General features: G+C 57.1%; 19 protein-coding genes. 9 read left to right on the forward strand and 10 right to left on the reverse strand.

What is annotated here, in order from left to right; genetic code table 11:
* The 4 genes from LDK53_RS09130 to gsiD form a co-directional block, all read left to right on the forward strand.
* On the forward strand, positions 1-603 hold a 603-nt coding region (locus tag LDK53_RS09130; RefSeq protein ID WP_225285661.1), incomplete at its 5' end, for an ATP-binding cassette domain-containing protein.
* A 23-nt stretch (positions 604-626) separates the two neighbouring features.
* Positions 627-2,165 carry a glutathione ABC transporter substrate-binding protein GsiB gene (gene gsiB / locus LDK53_RS09135; protein ID WP_025756101.1) on the forward strand — a complete coding sequence of 513 codons (1,539 nt, stop codon included), beginning with the start codon at positions 627-629 and terminating at the stop codon, positions 2,163-2,165.
* Positions 2,166-2,170: 5 nt separating this feature from the next.
* Positions 2,171-3,091 carry a glutathione ABC transporter permease GsiC gene (gene gsiC, locus LDK53_RS09140; RefSeq protein ID WP_025756100.1) on the forward strand — a complete coding sequence of 307 codons (921 nt, stop codon included), beginning with the start codon at positions 2,171-2,173 and terminating at the stop codon, positions 3,089-3,091.
* A gap of 1 nt (position 3,092) precedes the next feature.
* Positions 3,093-4,004 (forward strand): glutathione ABC transporter permease GsiD, encoded by a 912-nt coding sequence (gsiD, locus tag LDK53_RS09145; protein WP_025756099.1) that lies wholly within the window; start codon positions 3,093-3,095, stop codon positions 4,002-4,004.
* A 63-nt stretch (positions 4,005-4,067) separates the two neighbouring features.
* Here gsiD and rimO read toward each other — a convergent pair whose 3' ends face one another.
* On the reverse strand, positions 4,068-5,393 hold the full coding sequence (gene rimO / locus LDK53_RS09150) for a 30S ribosomal protein S12 methylthiotransferase RimO (RefSeq protein WP_008501203.1): 1,326 nt from the start codon (positions 5,391-5,393) through the stop codon (positions 4,068-4,070).
* A gap of 353 nt (positions 5,394-5,746) precedes the next feature.
* The gene (locus LDK53_RS09155; protein ID WP_225285663.1) at positions 5,747-6,664 is read right to left on the reverse strand and encodes a LysR family transcriptional regulator; all 918 of its coding nucleotides are present in this window, start codon (positions 6,662-6,664) and stop codon (positions 5,747-5,749) included.
* A 203-nt stretch (positions 6,665-6,867) separates the two neighbouring features.
* Between LDK53_RS09155 and bssR the strand changes: the two genes are divergently transcribed.
* Both bssR and LDK53_RS09165 read left to right on the forward strand, forming a co-directional pair.
* On the forward strand, positions 6,868-7,251 hold the full coding sequence (gene bssR / locus LDK53_RS09160) for a biofilm formation regulator BssR (protein WP_025756097.1): 384 nt from the start codon (positions 6,868-6,870) through the stop codon (positions 7,249-7,251).
* 106 nt (positions 7,252-7,357) lie between these two features.
* The gene (locus tag LDK53_RS09165; protein ID WP_225285665.1) at positions 7,358-8,491 is read left to right on the forward strand and encodes a PQQ-dependent sugar dehydrogenase; all 1,134 of its coding nucleotides are present in this window, start codon (positions 7,358-7,360) and stop codon (positions 8,489-8,491) included.
* On the opposite strand, the gene LDK53_RS09170 is transcribed toward LDK53_RS09165, so the two are convergent.
* Entirely contained in the window at positions 8,492-9,118 is a 627-nt protein-coding gene (locus LDK53_RS09170; protein ID WP_225285667.1) for a glutathione S-transferase family protein, read from the reverse strand.
* A gap of 241 nt (positions 9,119-9,359) precedes the next feature.
* Between LDK53_RS09170 and dacC the strand changes: the two genes are divergently transcribed.
* Entirely contained in the window at positions 9,360-10,565 is a 1,206-nt protein-coding gene (gene dacC, locus LDK53_RS09175) for a serine-type D-Ala-D-Ala carboxypeptidase (RefSeq protein ID WP_032672410.1), read from the forward strand.
* An 83-nt stretch (positions 10,566-10,648) separates the two neighbouring features.
* On the opposite strand, the gene deoR is transcribed toward dacC, so the two are convergent.
* The 3 genes from deoR to LDK53_RS09190 form a co-directional block, all read right to left on the reverse strand.
* Positions 10,649-11,407: a DNA-binding transcriptional repressor DeoR gene (gene deoR, locus LDK53_RS09180; RefSeq protein ID WP_025756093.1), complete on the reverse strand. Its 759-nt coding sequence runs from the start codon at positions 11,405-11,407 to the stop codon at positions 10,649-10,651.
* A gap of 67 nt (positions 11,408-11,474) precedes the next feature.
* Positions 11,475-12,083 (reverse strand): undecaprenyl-diphosphate phosphatase, encoded by a 609-nt coding sequence (gene ybjG / locus LDK53_RS09185; protein ID WP_059386110.1) that lies wholly within the window; start codon positions 12,081-12,083, stop codon positions 11,475-11,477.
* A 7-nt stretch (positions 12,084-12,090) separates the two neighbouring features.
* On the reverse strand, positions 12,091-12,819 hold the full coding sequence (locus tag LDK53_RS09190) for a phosphatase PAP2 family protein (RefSeq protein ID WP_045284550.1): 729 nt from the start codon (positions 12,817-12,819) through the stop codon (positions 12,091-12,093).
* A 168-nt stretch (positions 12,820-12,987) separates the two neighbouring features.
* Between LDK53_RS09190 and LDK53_RS09195 the strand changes: the two genes are divergently transcribed.
* The gene (locus tag LDK53_RS09195) at positions 12,988-14,220 is read left to right on the forward strand and encodes an MFS transporter (RefSeq protein ID WP_225285668.1); all 1,233 of its coding nucleotides are present in this window, start codon (positions 12,988-12,990) and stop codon (positions 14,218-14,220) included.
* Between the two features lie 68 nt (positions 14,221-14,288).
* On the opposite strand, the gene LDK53_RS09200 is transcribed toward LDK53_RS09195, so the two are convergent.
* Entirely contained in the window at positions 14,289-15,101 is an 813-nt protein-coding gene (locus LDK53_RS09200) for a Cof-type HAD-IIB family hydrolase (RefSeq protein WP_225285670.1), read from the reverse strand.
* Positions 15,091-16,305 carry an MFS transporter gene (locus LDK53_RS09205; RefSeq protein ID WP_225285672.1) on the reverse strand — a complete coding sequence of 405 codons (1,215 nt, stop codon included), beginning with the start codon at positions 16,303-16,305 and terminating at the stop codon, positions 15,091-15,093. Before LDK53_RS09205 ends, LDK53_RS09200 begins: the two co-directional genes overlap by 11 nt.
* Before the next feature lie 81 nt (positions 16,306-16,386).
* Between LDK53_RS09205 and LDK53_RS09210 the strand changes: the two genes are divergently transcribed.
* Positions 16,387-16,938, forward strand: coding sequence for a TetR/AcrR family transcriptional regulator (locus LDK53_RS09210; RefSeq protein ID WP_225285680.1), 552 nt, complete (start codon positions 16,387-16,389; stop codon positions 16,936-16,938).
* A 14-nt stretch (positions 16,939-16,952) separates the two neighbouring features.
* Here the strand turns inward: LDK53_RS09210 and arsC are convergent, their stop codons facing one another.
* On the reverse strand, positions 16,953-17,384 hold the full coding sequence (gene arsC, locus LDK53_RS09215) for a glutaredoxin-dependent arsenate reductase (RefSeq protein ID WP_225285689.1): 432 nt from the start codon (positions 17,382-17,384) through the stop codon (positions 16,953-16,955).
* A gap of 241 nt (positions 17,385-17,625) precedes the next feature.
* A partial coding sequence (locus LDK53_RS09220; protein ID WP_225285691.1) for an aspartate:alanine antiporter occupies positions 17,626-19,008 on the reverse strand: 1,383 nt, incomplete at its 5' end.

Here is a 19,008-nt window from a genome sequence, read left to right on the forward strand (position 1 = left end):
ATCATGGAGCCGCTGCGGGTACATAACCTGCTGGACGGCGACGCGGCACAGCGTCGCGTCGCCTGGCTGCTGGAGCGCGTTGGCCTGAAGCCGGAACACGCCTGGCGTTATCCGCATGAGTTTTCCGGCGGGCAGCGCCAGCGGATCTGCATTGCCCGCGCGCTGGCGCTGAACCCGAAAGTGGTGATTGCCGATGAGTCCGTTTCGGCGCTGGATGTCTCTATTCGGGCGCAGATCATTAACCTGCTGCTCGATTTACAGCGGGATATGGGCATCGCTTTTCTGTTTATTTCGCACGATATGGCGGTGGTTGAGCGCATCAGCCATCGCGTGGCGGTGATGTTTATGGGGCAGATCGTCGAGATCGGCCCGCGACGAGCGGTGTTTGAAAACCCGCAGCATCCGTATACCCGCAAGCTTATTGCGGCGGTCCCGGTCGCCGATCCGGCGCATCGTCACGGCCAGCGCGTGCTGCTGCAGGATGAAATGCCGAGCAATATTCGTAAACGTGGCGAGGTCGTGGAACGTGTCACGCTGCGCGAAGTGGGTCCGGGTCATTTCGTGGCTCCCCCGCGTCAGGCAAATGCTTTCTCGCGGTTATAACTTACAACAGGCAGGAGAACACAATGGTTACATTTGTAGCGCGTAAATGGTTGTTAGCCGCGAGCGTGACGGCAGCCCTGGCCGCTGCCCCCGCGTTCGCTGCCAAAGATGTGGTGGTTGCCGTCGGCTCTAATTTCACCACGCTGGATCCGTATGACGCCAACGACACGCTGTCGCAGGCGGTGGCGAAATCGTTTTATCAGGGACTCTTTGGCCTGGATAAAGAGATGAAGCTGAAAAATGTGCTGGCGGAGGGCTACACGGTCTCCGATGACGGGCTGGTGTATACCATCAGACTCAGAACCGGGGTCAAGTTCCAGGACGGTACCGATTTCAACGCAGAGGCGGTGAAGGTTAACCTCGACCGCGCCAGCAATCCGGAAAATAGCCTCAAGCGCTATAACCTGTATAAAAACATCGCCAAAACCGAGGTGGTTGACCCGGCGACGGTAAAAATCACCCTGAAAGAGCCGTTCTCCGCGTTTATCAACATCCTGGCACATCCGGCAACGGCGATGATCTCGCCCGCCGCGCTGAAAAAATACGGGAAAGAGATCGGTTTCCATCCGGTGGGTACCGGCCCGTATGAACTGGTGACCTGGAACCAGACCGACTTTGTGAAGGTGAAGAAATTTAGCGGCTACTGGCAGCAGGGGCTGCCGAAGCTGGACACCATCACCTGGCGTCCGGTAGTGGACAACAACACCCGCGCGGCGATGCTGCAAACCGGTGAAGCGCAGTTTGCCTTCCCGATCCCCTATGAGCAGGCCGCGATCCTGCAGAAAAACAGCAAGCTGGAGCTGGTCGCCAGCCCGTCGATCATGCAGCGCTACATCAGCATGAACGTGACGCAAAAGCCGTTTGATAACCCGAAAGTGCGTGAGGCTATCAACTACGCCATTAACCGCCAGGCGCTGGTGAAGGTCGCTTTTGCCGGCTATGCCACCCCGGCCACCGGCGTGCTGCCGCCTGCTATCGCCTATGCCCAGAGCTATCAGCCGTGGCCGTACGATCCGGCTAAAGCGCGCGAGCTGCTGAAAGAGGCGGGCTTCCCGAACGGATTTAGCACCACGCTGTGGTCGTCGCACAATCACAGCACCGCGCAGAAAGTGCTGCAGTTCACCCAGCAGCAGCTGGCGCAGGTGGGGATTAAGGCGCAGGTCACTGCCATGGATGCCGGGCAGCGTGCGGCTGAAGTCGAGGGGAAAGGGCAGAAAGAGAGCGGCGTGCGGATGTTCTACACCGGCTGGTCGGCCTCGACCGGTGAAGCTGACTGGGCGCTGTCGCCGCTGTTTGCCTCGCAGAACTGGCCGCCAACCCTGTTCAATACCGCGTTCTACAGTAACCCGCAGGTCGACAAAGATCTTGCCGATGCGCTGAAAACCACTAAACCGGAAGAGAAAGCGCGCCTCTACAAAGACGCGCAGGATATCATCTGGAAAGAGTCACCGTGGGTGCCGCTGGTGGTGGAGAAGCTGGTGTCAGCCCATAACAAAGCGTTGACCGGGTTCTACATCATGCCGGACACCGGCTTTAGCTTTGACGATGCGGATTTAAAATAAACCTCATGCTGAATTATGTTTGTAAACGCCTGCTGGGGCTTATTCCGACGCTGCTGATCGTGGCGGTACTGGTGTTTTTGTTTGTTCATCTGCTGCCGGGCGATCCGGCGCGCCTGATTGCCGGGCCCGAAGCGGACGCGACGGTGATAGAGCTGGTGCGTAAGCAGCTGGGCCTCGACCAGCCGCTGTATATGCAGTTTCTGCACTACATTGGCAACGTGTTGCAGGGCGACTTTGGCATCTCGATGGTGTCGCGTCGTCCGGTGTCGGAGGAGATAGCCAGCCGCTTTATGCCGACGTTCTGGTTGACGATTGCCAGTATGAGCTGGGCGGTGGTGTTTGGCCTCTGCGCCGGGATTGTCGCGGCCGTCTGGCGAAACCGCTGGCCGGACAAGCTCGGGATGGCGCTGGCGGTGACCGGTATCTCCTTCCCGGCGTTCGCGCTGGGGATGCTGCTGATGCAGATCTTCTCCGTTGAGCTGGGCTGGCTGCCGACCGTCGGGGCCGACACCTGGCAGCATTACATTCTGCCCTCCATGACGCTGGGGGCTGCCGTGTCGGCGGTGATGGCCCGCTTTACCCGCGCCTCGTTCGTTGACGTGCTGAGCGAAGATTATATTCGTACCGCCCGGGCGAAAGGGGTCAGCGAGAAGTGGGTCATTCTCAAGCACGGGTTCCGCAATGCGATGATCCCGGTGGTGACGATGATGGGGCTACAGTTTGGCTTCCTGCTGGGCGGCTCTATCGTGGTGGAAAAGGTCTTCAACTGGCCGGGGCTGGGACGCCTGCTGGTCGATTCCGTTGAGATGCGCGACTATCCGGTTATTCAGGCGGAAGTCCTGCTGTTCTCGCTGGAGTTTATCCTTATCAACTTAGTGGTGGATGTGCTCTACGCTGCCATTAACCCGGCCATCAGGTATAAGTAAGATGCGATTATTGAACTGGCGACGCCAGGCCGTTTTAGACGCTATGCCGGGGCTTAAACCGGAACATATCCGCACGCCGTGGTCTGAATTCTGGCGGCGTTTTCGTCGTCAGCCGGTCGCGATGGCGGCGGGGCTGTTTGTGCTGCTGCTGATTGCGGTGGCGATCGTTGCGCCGTGGGTGGCGCCGTTTGATGCGGAAAACTATTTTGACTACGACCGCCTGAACGACGGCCCCTCCCTGATGCACTGGTTTGGCGTGGACTCCCTCGGGCGCGATATCTTTAGCCGCGTGCTGGTCGGAGCGCAGATCTCCCTTGCCGCCGGGGTTTTCGCGGTGCTGATTGGCGCGGCCATCGGTACCGTGCTGGGTCTCGTCGCCGGGTATTATGAAGGCTGGTGGGACCGCATCATCATGCGCATCTGCGACGTGCTGTTTGCCTTCCCCGGCATCCTGCTGGCGATTGCCGTGGTGGCGATCATGGGCAGCGGAATGGCCAACGTGATTATTGCGGTGGCGGTGTTTTCGATTCCGGCGTTTGCGCGCCTGGTGCGCGGCAACACGCTGGTACTGAAACAGCAGACGTTTATCGAATCCGCCCGCAGTATGGGGGCCAGCGATGCTACCATCCTCTTCAGCCATATTTTGCCGGGGACGGTGTCGTCCATCGTGGTCTATTTCACCATGCGTATCGGCGTGTCGATTATCTCGGCGGCCAGCCTGTCGTTTCTGGGATTAGGTGCGCAGCCGCCGACCCCGGAGTGGGGGGCGATGCTGAACGAGGCGAGGGCGGATATGGTGATTGCGCCGCACGTGGCGATCTTCCCGAGTCTGGCGATTTTTCTGACCGTGCTGGCGTTTAACCTGCTGGGTGACGGGCTGCGCGACGCGCTGGATCCGAGGATTAAGGGATAGGGCAGTGGAATGTGCCGGGTGGCGGCGACGCCTTACCCGGCCTACAAAAGCGGAGTGGGGAGATTAAACCCGGCTACCCCACAGGTCATACTCATCCGCGTTTTCAACCTTCACGCGAATAATATCACCCGGCTTAACGTTGGTTTCGCCATTGAGGTACACCGCGCCGTCGATTTCAGGGGCGTCCGCCATGCTGCGGCCAATCGCGCCTTCTTCGTCCACTTCGTCGATGATGACCATAATTTCGCGGCCCACTTTCTCCTGCAGGCGTTCAGCAGAGATCTGCTGTTGCAGCTGCATGAAGCGGTTCCAGCGCTCCTCTTTTACCTCTTCCGGCACCTGGTCCGCCAGCTCGTTGGCGGTTGCACCTTCTACCGGGCTGTATTTGAAGCAGCCGACGCGGTCCAGACGCGCTTCCTTCAGGAAGTCGAGCAGCATCTGGAAATCTTCTTCGGTTTCACCCGGGAAGCCGACAATGAAGGTGGAGCGCAGGGTCAGATCCGGGCAGATCTCACGCCACTGCTTGATGCGCGCCAGCTGACGGTCAACGGAGCCAGGACGTTTCATCAGCTTCAGAATACGCGGGCTGGCGTGCTGCAGCGGGATGTCCAGATACGGCAGAATTTTACCTTCCGCCATCAGCGGGATCACGTCGTCAACGTGCGGGTACGGGTAAACGTAGTGCAGACGCGTCCAGATACCGAGTTTAGACAGCTGCTCGCACAGGCCCACCATGCTGGTTTTCACCGGCTCGCCGTTGTGGAAACCGGAGCGGTGTTTGACGTCCACGCCGTAAGCCGAGGTATCCTGGGAGATGACCAGCAGCTCCTTCACGCCCGCGTCGGCCAGACGTTTCGCTTCCGCCAGCACTTCGCCAATCGGACGGCTCACCAGATCGCCACGCATTGACGGGATGATGCAGAAGGTGCAGCGATGGTTGCAGCCTTCGGAAATTTTCAGGTACGCGTAGTGGCGCGGCGTCAGCTTCACGCCCTGCTCCGGCACGAGGCTCAGGAACGGGTTGTGCTTGGGTTTTGGCACGTAGTGATGAACATGTTGCAGCACCTGCTCGTAGCTGTGCGGGCCGGTGATCTCAAGCACCTTCGGGTGCACTTCGCGGATCTGGTCTTCTTTCGCGCCCAGACAGCCGGTCACGATCACTTTGCCGTTTTCGGTCAGGGCTTCACCGATGGCTTCCAGTGACTCCTGAACCGCGCTGTCGATAAACCCGCAGGTGTTAACGATCACCATATCGGCGTTGTCGTAGCTTGGCACCACGTCATAGCCCTCGGTGCGCAGTTCGGTCAGGATGCGTTCTGAATCCACCAGGTTTTTCGGGCAGCCCAGGGAGACGAAGCCGATTTTCGGCTGGTGCGTAACATTGCTCATAGGTTAAAAATTCATCAATTATGGAGTTATCAGGGCGGGATTTTACAGCGTATCGCGGGGGATTTATACAGGTCTGTGGCGATCTCAGCAGGTTTACATCAACCGCTTTGCTGACCCACGCGGCGTAGAATTACTTATCCCGGCTTTAAGTGTCGCTAATGGGCTAAAAAAGAATCAAAAGATATCTTGCATGCCGACAACAATACTTGTGAGATGCTTAATGAAAGATATGTACATTCAGTCCAGAGTGGCTATGGCCAAAACCCTTCATGCAAACGGCGTTAAGCTGGCCGATATTGCGGTCGCTACAGGGCTAAACCCACGCAAAATCAAATCAGAATTAAAACGGGCCTCTATGAAGCCGGCACCAGCAGGTCATCCAGCACAGTAGAGAGCAATTGATTGCTCTCTTTTCTGTACGAGGCATAAATGCTGAATTGCGGTAACGGGAACGGGGTGCCCACTTGCCTGAGCTTGTACATGTCTGAATAGGTGGCAAAGGCGCGCTCGGGAATAATCCCCAGGCATTCTGTTCTGGCGATAATAATCAGAATGGAAGCAAATGAGGTAGTGAGCAAACAGCGCTCGCTGGAGCGGAATTTTTTATCAACGATGCTGCGATAATAGATAATTTTTTCATTTTTGGTGTTATAGCCCACCAGGCTGGCATTTCTGAACAACGCTTCATCGATGGTGCTGCCGTAGAGCGGGTTATCCTGCGCGGCCACCAGCACCAGCTTCATATCACATACTTTCTGGCACTGAATGTTGCTGTTTTCCACAGAGAATGTGGAGAACACCACATCGGCCTGACGCATATTGAGCAGCTCGGTAATTTTTTGTTCGTTCAGATCGGCCGTACGATGCAGCAGGCTTATGTCAGAATTCGTTTCGAGCAGTTTTTCCGTTAATTCCGGTACCACCAGCGGAGAAACAAAGGATTCTGTATAAAGCGTCACGCGCTTCTTACGTGAGGGAGTTGAGTCAGGCAGAAGAGTGGAGAGTTTATCGATTATCGAGATGGTATTGTCGTATAGCTCATCGGAAAACACCGTCGGCAGCAGGATATTGCCGCTGCGAACAAAGAGGTTGTCTCCCATCATTTCGCGCATTTTTCGCAGCGACTGGCTGACAGCAGAGGCGGAAATATCCAGCATATCAGCAACCTTCGAAATGCTTCCCACACTATAGATTAAGCAAAAGATAGTGAGAAGATTCAGGTCAATCTTAGAGAGAGAACATATTTTTTCGGGCACCGGGATTGTTGCCATACTCACCTCTGCGAGTGCAATTCTGCAAGCGGTTCAATCTTATAGAAAGTAGCATAGCGTCCTGTTTTGCGCTTCGCTGAGCCCGAAGTTGTAACATTGTAAATAATGTTAATCAGTTAATAAAAATTGATCCCAGGCATTAAACTGTACAAAAAATGAACTTATCCTGACTATGCACAATGGCTGACAGAGGAGGAAAGAGCATGACCGTTGACAGACTAAAACGCGATCTGCTGAACAAGCTCATCAATGCCCGAATCGACCTGGCCGCGTACCTGCAGTTGAGGAAGGCAAAAGGGTATATGTCAGTCAGCGAAAGCGAACATCTGCGTGATAACCTGTTTGAACTTTGCAATTTCATGCGTGAAAAAGCACCGACCCTGAAGGCGAATTACGGCGAAAGCGAACTTATCGCACTGCGCCGCGCCGCCGAGGTGCTCTCCATTGCAGGGGTGTGTCTGATGAACGGACGCCACGACTGCCCGAATTTTATCGCCGTAAACGCGGAGAAGCTTGAAAACTGCCTGACAACGCTCTCTCTATGCATCATGTGCCTGAACAAGCACGAACAGCTTGAACAGCACTGATCCAGGGGGAGGTAACTCCCCCTTCTGATTAAGCTTTTGTAAAAGTGGTAACGCGCCCGGGCGCAGTGGCTAACCTTTATGCCATATGCCGATAAAGGAGCGCGTTATGCCTCGATCCTCGCTGATTTTCCTGCCTGCGTTATTTATTCCTGCGTTATTTATTCCCTTTTCGCTGCTCGCTGCGCCAGAGGCGGTCAGGGTTGAGGTGCTGCAAAACAGACTCGATCATCCCTGGTCTCTGGCATTCCTGCCGGATAATAACGGGCTGCTGGTAACCCTGAAGGGCGGCCAGCTTAAACACTGGCAGGCCGGGAAAGGGCTTTCCGATCCGATCGTCGGTGTACCAAAGGTTTGGGCAAACGGGCAGGGCGGATTGCTGGATGTCGTCCTCGCCCCGGACTTTAAACAATCACGCCGCATCTGGCTGAGCTACGCCGAAGCGGGAAAGGACGGCAAAGCCGGAACGGCAGTAGGCTATGGCCGGTTAAGTGACGATCTGACGCGCATTGAGGCTTTCCATGTGGTGTTCCGCCAGACGCCGAAACTCTCTACCGGTAACCATTTTGGTGGCCGACTGGTGTTCGACGGCAAAGGCTATCTCTTTATCGGACTCGGCGAGAACAACCAGCGCCCGACGGCGCAGGATCTGGACAAGCTACAGGGTAAAGTCGTGCGTCTGACGGAGGACGGAAACGTGCCGCCGGATAACCCGTTTGTGCGTACGCCCGGCGCGCGGCCGGAAATCTGGTCTTACGGCATTCGTAATCCGCAGGGAATGGCGATGAACCCCTGGAGCGATACGCTGTGGCTGAACGAGCACGGTCCGCGCGGCGGGGACGAGATCAATATTCCCGAGAAAGGCAAAAACTATGGCTGGCCGCTGGCGACGCACGGTATCAACTACAGCGGGCTGAAAATTCCGGAAGCCAAAGGCGAGCACGTTGAGGGGACCGAAAAACCCCTGTTTGTCTGGAAAGTTTCACCGGCTGTAAGCGGCATGGCGTTTTATAACAGCGACGTTTTCCCGCAGTGGAAAAACAAGCTGTTTATTGGCGCGCTGAAGGAGAAAGATGTAATCGTGCTCAGCGTGAAGGGGAACAAGGTCACAGAGGACGGACGCATTCTGGGCGACCGGGATCAACGTATTCGTGATGTGCGGGTGGGGCCGGATGGATATCTGTATGTCCTGACCGATGAGACGGACGGGCAGCTGTTAAAAGTCAGCCCGTCCGGGACGTGATCAGGTGACCGGGATCATCACGACGTTACGGTACGCCGGGCGATCGCTCAGCTGTTTAAGCCAGCGCTCCAGGTGCGGGCGCGGCGTCCACTTCAGACCCATGTTGGTCAGGTTCCAGACGAACGGCGCCACGGCGATATCGCCTGTGCCGGACGCATCACCGGAGAACCACGGGTGCTTCGCCAGTTCGTCATCCATCATCGCAAACAGATTTTCGCAGGCATCCTGCGCGGCATGAATGGCGGGATAGTCGCGTTCAGCTTCCGGGGTGCGGATAAGCCCCATCAGGATCACCCGGTGGGTTGGTGAAAGCGTCTGGTTCGCCCAGTCCATCCACTTTTCCCCTTGCGCGCGGCGGGCCGGGTTTTCGACCCACAGACGACCCTGTCCGTACTGGGCAGCTAGGTAACGCACAATGGTGTTAGATTCCCACAGCGTGGCGTCTGTTTCGTCATCGCGCAGCAGCGGCACCAGGCCATTCGGGTTCATGGCCAGGTAGTCGGCCTCTTTATTCACGCCAAACGACATCCCGGCCATGATTTGATTGAACGGTAAATCCAGCTCTTCCAGCGTCCAGAGCACTTTCTTAACGTTGGTCGAATTATTTCTGCCCCACAGCGTAATCATATTTACTCCCGATGAGATGTGAATCCGAATCAGCTTTTGGTCATGGTGAGATAAACCTAACAATTACGCAACAGAAGAGAAAAAAATCGCCTGAATCAAAGCGTATCTGAATGTTATTGCATAAACTTTAATAACTTTACCCTCGTTGGGTTTCTTTAACGGTTTTAGTGCGCTATTACTCATCGCTTCTTGCGACACGGTGATGTGACGTAATTTTTGAATGGACACTCGGGTGGCATTTATGACGCGAAAAATGACTTCTCTGCGCAGCCTGGCGGCAGGCTCTGCGCTCCTTTTCCTGTTTGCACCAACGCTCTACGCAGCCGAACAGTCTGCGCCCGAAGCGCCGCCTGTGGATGCGCGCGCCTGGATCCTGATGGACTATGCCAGCGGTAAAGTGCTGGCGGAAGGCAATGCGGATGAGAAACTCGATCCGGCAAGCCTGACCAAAATCATGACCAGCTATGTGGTCGGCCAGGCGTTAAAAGCGGGCAAGATCAAGCTGGACGATATGGTCACCATCGGGAAGGACGCCTGGGCGACCGGCAACCCGGCGCTGCGTGGATCGTCGGTGATGTTCCTGAAGCCGGGCGATCAGGTTTCCGTTTCGGATTTGAATAAAGGGGTAATTATCCAGTCCGGTAACGACGCCTGTATCGCGCTGGCGGACTACGTTGCGGGCAGTCAGGACTCGTTTATCGGTCTGATGAACGGTTACGCGCAAAAGCTGGGCCTGACCAACACCACCTTTAAAACCGTTCACGGCCTCGATGCGCCGGGCCAGTTCAGCACCGCCCGCGACATGGCGCTGCTGGGGAAAGCGCTGATCCATGACGTGCCGGATGAATATGCCATCCATAAAGAGAAAGAGTTTACCTTCAACAAAATCCGTCAGCCGAACCGCAACCGCCTGCTGTGGAGCAGCAACGTCAATGTCGACGGGATGAAAACCGGCACCACCGCCGGGGCGGGTTACAACCTGGTGGCCTCCGCGACCCAGGGCGATATGCGCCTGATCTCGGTCGTTCTGGGGACCAAAACCGACCGTATCCGCTTTAACGAATCCGAAAAACTGCTGACCTGGGGATTCCGCTTCTATGAAACCGTGACGCCGATAAAACCGGATGCCACGTTCGTCAGCCAGCGCGTCTGGTTTGGTGACAAGAGTGAAGTGAACCTGGGCGCGGGTGAAGCGGGTTCAGTGACCATTCCGCGCGGTCAGCTGAAAAACCTGAAGGCCAGCTACACCCTCACCGACCCGCAGCTCACGGCTCCGCTGAAAAAGGGTCAGGTGGTCGGGACGATTGATTTCCAGCTCAACGGGAAGTCGATTGAACAGCGTCCGCTGATTGTGATGGAAGCGGTAGAAGAGGGCGGTTTCTTCAGCCGGATGTGGGATTTCGTGATGATGAAATTCCATAGCTGGTTTGGTAGCTGGTTCAGCTAATTTTTTGCCGGGTGGCGCTGCGCTTACCCGGCCTACGTTTTTCTCCCTCTCCCTGTGGGTGAGGGCATCAGACCGCACCCCACTTAATACATCAACTTCACCTGCTGCGCCTTCGCGTGGGCCACTATCTCGTCATCCGGACGGCAGTCGCTGACGATGGCATCAAACTGCGCCAGTTCGCCCATTCTTGCCGAACGCACCTTGCCAAATTTACTGTGATCGACCACCAGTACGTGATACTGCGCAGCGCTCAGCGCCCAGTGCTTCACCGGTAACTCTTCCAGATTAAAGCAGGTTGCGCCCTGGCGGACACTGACGCCTGCGGCGGAATAAAACGCGATATCCGGGCATAAATTGCTGAGCGTGTCCTGCAGGTTAAGCGGCTTAAAAATCGCGTTGCTGGCGTGAAACTCACCGCCGCAAAGGATCACCCGGCACTCGGGCTTCTCCTGCAGCGCCAGAAAGGTGTTCAGGGAGTAGCACACGGCAGTGAACGGAATTGTGCTGTCGATGGCTTCGATAATCCACGGCGTGGTGGTACCGCAGTCAAAAAACAGCGTCTGGTGCGGCTGTACCAGGGAAGCCGCGAGCCGTGCAGCTTTGCGTTTCTCTTCAACCAGACGCGTTTTCTGGTCGCTGATCAGATAATGGCTGGCACTACGCGGCTCAAGCACAATATACCCGCCCAGCAGCACAACCGGCGCGCTCTCGCTGTTCAGATCCCGACGAATGGTCATCTCTGAGACGCCGAGGAGGGTGGCGGCTTCCTTAAGATGCAGCTTATCACTGCGCTTCAGCGCCTGTAGCAGCTGAGCAATGCGGTCATCGCGTCGTGTTTCCATAGTTCCTCGGCATAAAAAAGTGAACCCCCGCAGGGCGGGGGCTCAAGTGTAACCTGTCAGGTCGGGGTTAGTCACGTATCCAGCCTTTGCGGATCGGGATGGCGAAAACGGCCCGATAGAGTGAAGAGAGCCCGCGGTAGAGCGCTTCCCCGATAAGATTCCACAGGATCGCCGCGCTGACGCAGCCAATCAGTCCCACCAGGAAACCGCCCACCATATCCAGCGGCCAGTGGACGCCCAGATAAACGCGGGACCAGGCGATGGCCACGGCCACCGCCATCAGCACCGCACCCGACCACAGGCGATGCCAGAACAGGAAGGCCAGCGCGAAGGTGAAGATCACCGTACCGTGATCGCTCGGGAACGAGTCATCTGGCGCGTGGTGCAGGAAGGTATAGCCGACGTGATCGACGAAAGGACGGTCGTGGGGAAACGCGTGGCCGAGAATATAGCTCACCAGCACGCTTACGCCGAGCGCCATCGCCACTTTGATCACCAGCTGGCGCTGCGCTTTTACCTGACTGCGGGGACCCCACAGCCAGAGGATGGCGGCCAGCGCAGGCACGATACTGATCAGATCTTTTGCCAGGAAGGTGGCGAAATCGATCATCCACTCTGGCGAGGCCGGCGTGGCGTTGATCAGATAAAACAGCTGGTAATTCAGACTCTCTAACATAATGTCATCACTCTTTAGCAAACCAGGTGGAAACAAGGCCATAGACCACCACCTGGGAAAACCAGACCCACCACCCGGCCCACAGGTTGTGAGAGAAAAAATGTGCCCCGCGCATGACCTGGCCGAAGCCCATCGCCAGACCCAGCACCACGCCGAGGATCACAAAGCTCCAGGCGAGGCGCGGACGCTCGCGCCAGAAGGCAAAAAACAGCCCCATTACCATAAAGCCGCTGGAGGCATGACCGCCGGGGAAACAGCGACCCGGACCGCTGTCTGCCGGGACGGCGCTGAACAGGGGATAAGACACGGCCTTACCGCCATACTCCACCAGATCCCACGGACAGCTGTGATGGCTGATGCTTTTCAACGCCCCCACCACCAGTGCGCCGAGTCCCATCAGCAGCGCCGCCGTAACCAGCCTTGCGTTACGCTTGTAAGCACCGAATAACAGCGCCACGACCCCTAAGGCGATGGCGATGTACTTCGCCAGGCGATGGTTCAGGAGATCCAGCAGGTGGTCTTTCTGCAGCGGGAAGCTTTGCGTCGCCGCGTCATACCAAAAACCACTTATCCATCTGTCCAGCGCTTCATTGCGTGATAGCCACGTGAACACCACGGCAAGAGCAATCAGCACGAAAAGCTGATAACCATAAAAGCGGGTCGGTAAGCGGTAAAGGCGTTTTGTCTTATTTGTCTGTAAGTTAGATAATTCTGAGCGGCTGGACGTGAGTGACATAATTTGGGATCGTTGACGAGTCATCGGGCTATCATAAATCTGTCAACTTAAGGAAACCTTAAACGAAGACGATATGTGCTTTATTTCTGTTTATCCTCGATAAATCACTATCTCGGGCTGCGGCATTTCATTACACTCGTCGCGATTTTGTCATTATAAAGAGATTGCATGTTAAACCGTTCTTCTTCAGGTTCACGTCTGGGTCGTCAGGCGCTGCTTTTCCCTCTGTGTCTGGTGCTCTACGAATTTTCGACCTATATCGGCAACGATATGATCCAGCCCGGTATGCTGGCCGTTGTGGCGCAGTACAACGCGGGGATCGAATGGGTGCCGACCTCGATGACCGCCTATCTGGCAGGTGGCATGTTTTTGCAGTGGCTGTTAGGCCCGCTGTCGGATCGTATCGGCCGTCGTCCGGTGATGCTGACCGGCGTGGTGTGGTTCATCGTGACCTGCCTCGCCACGCTGCTGGCACAAAACATTGAGCAGTTTACCCTGCTGCGTTTCCTGCAGGGGGTGAGCCTGTGCTTTATCGGTGCTGTAGGGTATGCCGCCATTCAGGAATCGTTTGAAGAGGCGGTGTGTATCAAAATTACCGCGCTGATGGCGAACGTGGCGCTGATCGCCCCGTTACTCGGGCCGCTGGTAGGGGCCGCGTGGGTGCATGTTGCGCCCTGGGAAGGGATGTTTGTCCTCTTTGCGGTTCTCGCCGCCATCGCCTTCTTTGGCCTGCACCGTGCGATGCCGGAAACGGCGACCCGCATTGGCGAGAAACTCTCGTTAAAAGAGCTGGGTCGGGATTACAAAGCCGTGCTGAAGAATGGCCGCTTTGTGGCCGGTGCGCTGGCGACAGGGTTTGTCAGCCTGCCGCTGCTGGCGTGGATTGCGCAATCACCGGTTATTATCATCAGCGGTGAAAAGCTCAGCAGCTACGAGTACGGTCTGTTGCAGGTGCCGATTTTTGGCGCGTTGATTATCGGTAACCTGGTGCTGGCGCGTCTGACGTCACGCCGCACCGTGCGTTCGCTGATTATCATGGGCGGCTGGCCGGTTGCCGCGGGGCTGATTCTGGCGGCGGTGGCGACCGTGATGTCCTCTCACGCTTATTTGTGGATGACGGCGGGGCTCAGCCTCTATGCCTTTGGAATTGGCGTGGCGAACGCCGGGCTGGTGCGCCTGACGTTGTTCGCCAGCGAGATGAGTAAAGGGACGGTCTCCGCGGCGATGGGAATGCTGCAGATGCTGATTTTTACCGTCGGTATCGAGGTGAGCAAGCATGCTTACGCGTTGGGAGGCAACGGTCTGTTCAGCCTGTTTAACCTCGCCAACGGCGTGCTGTGGGTTGGCCTGATGGTGGTGTTCCTGAAGGACAAACGCGTCGGAAACGCCCTGCAACCTTAATCTGTTTATTCCCTCTACCCTTTGGGGAGAGGGCCCGGGTGAGGGGGAGGGCACCAGACCGCATGCGGTCAATTAAACGGCGCCTCCCCGTTCAATACCTTCTCAATCACGTTTAAAACGCCTTCCTCGTTATTGTGCGGTGCTTCAAAGCGAGCCACCGCTTTAATATGCGGTCTGGCATTCGCCATCGCAAAGCTGAAGCCCGACTGACGCAGCATCTCCACGTCGTTGCCGCTGTCCCCGAAGGCCACCACCTCGCTGTTATCTATCCCCCAGCGCTGTTGCAGGATCCGCAGACCGTTGGCTTTATGCACGCCCGGGATAATCAGGTCGATACTGCCGTGACCGGTGGTGACGGGTACCATGATGTCGCTCAGCTTTTCATGCAGTAGCGCCTGAATACGCGGAATTTCATCGTCAGAGACGTTAAGCCCGAACTTGAAGAAAATATCGTTCAGATTGTCGAAATTGCTGACCATTTCGAGTCGGTGATAGTACTTCGCCGCGATAGTCTTGAAGCTCTCGTCATAGCATTTCAGCGTATAGGCACTGCTCTTCCCGCAGGCGATGATCTCAATGCCCGGGACGTCATTCAGCACGTTTGCGACGGTCTCAAAATGGGCCTTCGACAGTTCACCGTTAAAGACGTCTTCACCTTCACTCACGACCCAGCCGCCATTTTCCGCGACGAACGCAATCTCATGCGCAATCTCCGGGAAGAACGAGATCAGCTGGTAGTACTGGTTGCCGCTGGCGACCACAAAACGAATGCCCTGCGCCTTCATGCGGGCGTACTGGGCCAGAAAACGTTCGCGATTATAGGTTTTGGCATCGCTCAGAAAAGTACCATCCATGTCGACGGCGAGCAGTTTAACGCTCATATCCCTTCTCCAGTGTCGTTTGTTTCGTTTCCGGCCTGGCCACCGCGCGCGCCACCAGCGCCGCGATGATGACCAACCCTAATACCACCAGCATGGCGCTGCGCAGCCCGTAATGCTCACCCAGGAAGCCGAGCAGCGGCGGCCCGACCAGGAAGGCGAGATAGCCGGTGGTTGCCACCACGCTGACGCGCGTCGGGGCATCCGGGCCGGTGTCGCTGGCGGCTGAAATGGTCAGCGGGAAGCCAAGTGAGGCCCCCAGACCCCATAGGATCACCGAGACGCCGGCAATCCAGCCCACATCCACAAAGATGATCATCGCGATACCCAGGCTGCCGAGCAGGGCGCTGGCGCGCACCACCGCCACGCGGCTGTAGCGGTCGATAAACCAGCCGCCGGTGAAGCGTCCGACGGTCATTCCCAGCGTAAACCCGGCGTAAATCAGCGAGCCGGAGGTCGGGCTGAAGCCGTGACCGTCCACCATCAGCAGCGGCAGCCAGTCGTTGGCGGAACCTTCCGCGAATGCCATCGCCAGCACCACCACGCCAATCAGCATCAGCTGATAATCGCGGTAGAAGGGCAGCCCCTTTTCGGCCGAGTGCTGTTCGTCCGCGGCGTTCTTGCCGTTACCGTTCGGGATGGCACGGATGCCGATCAGAATCGGAATGATGCACACCAGCGCCGCCAGCAGGATATGCAGATTCGCGCTTACGCCGGTGGCCGTCAGCGCCATGCCTACGCCAGCACCGGCCAGCGTGCCGAGGCTATAGAAGCCGTGCATCATGGGCAGCACGGTTTTGTTCATTTCGCGCTCAACCGCTGCCCCTTCAACGTTTATCGCCACTTCCGCTGAGCCTAAGCTGCCGCCAAATACCGTCAGCCCCAGAGCAAACAGCACCGGTGAGGCAAACCAGAGCGCCGCGCTCAGCACAATCATCCCAATCACCCCGCAGCACATGGTCGTGCGGATCACCGCCCGCGTACCGAAGCGCTTCACCAGCCACGCGGAGCAGAGGATGCCGCTCATCGAACCTATCGACAGGCCGAACAGCACGATGCCCATTTCAGCGGTAGAGACGGACAAAATATCGCGAATGGCGGGCGTACGCGTGGCCCAGGAGGCCATCAGCAGGCCCGGAATAAAGAAGAACATAAACAGCGCCCACAGGCGGAGCTGCAGGGCTTTACGGGAAGAGGTTTGCGTCATCGGGGTTGCACCAGAAGTACATCAATAGCGACAACACTAGCAAGTTTGTGTACATTTGTACACAAACCACGTGAGGAATTTATGAGCAGACCACCGAACGATCCGCATCGCCGGGAGAAGATCCTGCAGGCAACGCTCGATACCATTGCTGAATACGGTATTCACGCCGTCACGCACCGTAAAATCGCCACCTGCGCAGGCGTGCCGCTGGGGTCGATGACCTACTATTTTGACGGAATGGAGCCGCTGCTGGAGGAGGCCTTCACGTGGTTTACCCGGCAGATGTCGCAGCAGTACCGGGATTTCTTCGCGGGCGTCACCGGCCCGGAGATGGCGTGCGAATCCATCACCACCCTGATCCACAGTTCGCAGGTGACGACGCCGCACAACATGGCGCTGATGTATCAGCTCTACGCCTTCATGCACCGCAGCGCAGCGCTCAAAACGGTGATGCAGGACTGGATGAAGATGAGCCAGACCACGCTGGAGCAGTGGTTTGACCCGGTCACCACCCGCGCGCTGGATGCCTTCATCGAAGGGATGACGCTGCACTACGTGACTGACCGGACACCGTTAACGCGCGAGGAGATTCGGGCGATGGTGGGAAGAATCGCGGGTGAGGGAAGCCGCTAACCCGCGGTTGCCACTTATTTTCGAGTGATTTTTTTCCCACTGGCGTCCACGACGGCTTCGCCATCCTCTTTGGCAAACGCGCCTTTTTGCGCATCCGGCAGAATGTCGAGGACGACTTCAGAGGGGCGACACAGGCGGGTGCCCAGCGGTGTGACCACAATCGGACGGTTTATCAGGATTGGGTACTGCAGCATAAAATCGATAAGCTGGTCGTCGCTGAATTTATCTTCGGCCAGGCCGAGTTGTTCATAGGGCTCCACGTTTTTACGTAGCAGATCCCGCACTGAAATGCTCATGTCGGCAATCAGTTTAATCAGTTCATCGCGTGACGGCGGGGTCTCCAGATAGAAGATAATCTCTGGCTCCGTGCCACTGTTGCGGATCATTTCCAGCGTATTGCGCGAGGTGCCGCAGGCGGGGTTGTGATAAATAGTGATGTGGCTCATATCAGTGGCTCATTACAGTGTAGGGAGAGAGGGCGTTGTAAGGCTGTATAGGATAGTGTAATAGCGAGTTTAACAATTTCAGACAACAAAAAACCCATCAACCTTGAACCAAAACGGCGGGGTTGATGGGCTCCACAAATTGGGGACATCAAAGAAAAGCAGTGGCACTAGTTATGACTGCCCCCTGATTAAAAAGTTCTGCGCGTAACAAAAATTTTTTCGTTATGCGCAAACGTCAGCGTTATCCGAGTCCTGGCCAGATGATGATGATCAGCGTACCCGCCAGGGTCAGCAGTACGTTAGCGATAGCATACGTGCCCGCATAGCCCAGCGCAGGGATGTTGCTGCGCGCGGTATCGCTGATGATTTCCATGGCTGGCGCACAGGTACGCGCCCCCATCATCGCCCCAAAGAGCAGGGCGCGGTTCATGCGCAGCACATAGGCGCCGAACAGGAAGCAGATCACCACCGGCACCAGGCTGACGATAAGTCCGGAAACCAACATCTGCCAGCCGACAGCGCCAAGGCTGTGGCCAATGCCGCTGCCGGCGCTTAAGCCAACGCCCGCCATAAAGACCATCAGACCGAACTCTTTCACCATGTTCAGCGCGCCCTGCGGAATGTAGCCGAAGGTCGGGTGGTTCGCTCGCAGGAAGCCCAGCATGATCCCGGCGAACAGCAGCCCGGCGGCGTTACCGATGCCGAAGCTAAAGTTGCTGAACTGGAAGGTGATCATCCCGATCATCAGGCCAACGATAAAGAAGGCGCAGAAGGCCAGCAGGTCGGTGACCTGGCTGTGAATGGAGATAAAGCCGATGCGGTCGGCGACGGTTTTCACGCGGCGGGCGTCGCCGCTCACCTGCAGCACGTCACCTTTATTCAGGACAACGTTATCGTCGATGGGCATCTCAATCTGGCTGCGGATCACACGGTTGAGGAAGCAGCCGTGGTCGGTCAGCTTCAGCTGCGCCAGGCGGCGGCCCACGGCGTTATGGTTTTTCACCACGATCTCTTCGGTGACGATGCGCATGTCGAGCAGGTCGCGGTCGAACACCTCTTTGCCGTTACGGAAGCTGGGGTCGAGACGCGCGTGGGCATCCGGGTAACCCACCAGCGCGATGTCGTCGCCCATCTGCAGCACCGCATCGCCGTCCGGGTTCGCCAGAATGCCGTTGCGGCGGATACGTTCGATGTAGCAGCCCGTCTGGCGGTAAATGCCCAGCTCGCGGAGGTTTTTGCCGTCCGCCCAGGCCACCAGCTCCGGCCCGACGCGGTAGGCGCGGATCACCGGGAGATAAACTTTACGTTTGGAGTCGGTATCCAGACCGCGCTCGCGGGCGATTTGCTGGGCGCTGGTCTGCAGATCCTGATGCTGCAGTTTTGGCAGATAGCGTGCGCCCACAATCAGGCTCACCAGACCAATTAAATAGGTCAGGGCATAGCCCAGGCTCAGGTGGTCGAGGGCGGTGGAGAGCTGTCCCCCGGCCATACCGGAATGGCGCAGGGTATCACCGGCACCCACCAGTACGGGGGTGGAGGTCATGGAGCCTGCCAGCATACCGGCCGTTAACCCGATATCCCAGCCAAACAGTTTGCCCAGCCCTAAGGCGATCAGCAGCGCGCT

This window comes from Enterobacter sp. K16B (assembly GCF_020216105.1).
GTDB classification, from domain to species: domain Bacteria; phylum Pseudomonadota; class Gammaproteobacteria; order Enterobacterales; family Enterobacteriaceae; genus Enterobacter; species Enterobacter sichuanensis.

Excerpts from the sequence above, each read along its gene's own strand:
- gsiD (WP_025756099.1), top strand. The coding sequence starts at position 3,093 with ATGCGATTATTGAACTGGCGACGCCAGGCCGTTTTAGACGCTATGCCG.
- LDK53_RS09190 (WP_045284550.1), bottom strand. The coding sequence starts at position 12,819 with ATGTCACTCACGTCCAGCCGCTCAGAATTATCTAACTTACAGACAAAT.
- rimO (WP_008501203.1), bottom strand. The coding sequence starts at position 5,393 with ATGAGCAATGTTACGCACCAGCCGAAAATCGGCTTCGTCTCCCTGGGC.
- dacC (WP_032672410.1), top strand. The coding sequence starts at position 9,360 with ATGACGCGAAAAATGACTTCTCTGCGCAGCCTGGCGGCAGGCTCTGCG.
- LDK53_RS09165 (WP_225285665.1), top strand. The coding sequence starts at position 7,358 with ATGCCTCGATCCTCGCTGATTTTCCTGCCTGCGTTATTTATTCCTGCG.
- gsiB (WP_025756101.1), top strand. The coding sequence starts at position 627 with ATGGTTACATTTGTAGCGCGTAAATGGTTGTTAGCCGCGAGCGTGACG.
- deoR (WP_025756093.1), bottom strand. The coding sequence starts at position 11,407 with ATGGAAACACGACGCGATGACCGCATTGCTCAGCTGCTACAGGCGCTG.
- LDK53_RS09170 (WP_225285667.1), bottom strand. The coding sequence starts at position 9,118 with ATGATTACGCTGTGGGGCAGAAATAATTCGACCAACGTTAAGAAAGTG.
- bssR (WP_025756097.1), top strand. The coding sequence starts at position 6,868 with ATGACCGTTGACAGACTAAAACGCGATCTGCTGAACAAGCTCATCAAT.
- LDK53_RS09155 (WP_225285663.1), bottom strand. The coding sequence starts at position 6,664 with ATGGCAACAATCCCGGTGCCCGAAAAAATATGTTCTCTCTCTAAGATT.
- ybjG (WP_059386110.1), bottom strand. The coding sequence starts at position 12,083 with ATGTTAGAGAGTCTGAATTACCAGCTGTTTTATCTGATCAACGCCACG.
- gsiC (WP_025756100.1), top strand. The coding sequence starts at position 2,171 with ATGCTGAATTATGTTTGTAAACGCCTGCTGGGGCTTATTCCGACGCTG.
- LDK53_RS09205 (WP_225285672.1), bottom strand. The coding sequence starts at position 16,305 with ATGACGCAAACCTCTTCCCGTAAAGCCCTGCAGCTCCGCCTGTGGGCG.
- arsC (WP_225285689.1), bottom strand. The coding sequence starts at position 17,384 with ATGAGCCACATCACTATTTATCACAACCCCGCCTGCGGCACCTCGCGC.
- LDK53_RS09210 (WP_225285680.1), top strand. The coding sequence starts at position 16,387 with ATGAGCAGACCACCGAACGATCCGCATCGCCGGGAGAAGATCCTGCAG.
- LDK53_RS09195 (WP_225285668.1), top strand. The coding sequence starts at position 12,988 with ATGTTAAACCGTTCTTCTTCAGGTTCACGTCTGGGTCGTCAGGCGCTG.
- LDK53_RS09200 (WP_225285670.1), bottom strand. The coding sequence starts at position 15,101 with ATGAGCGTTAAACTGCTCGCCGTCGACATGGATGGTACTTTTCTGAGC.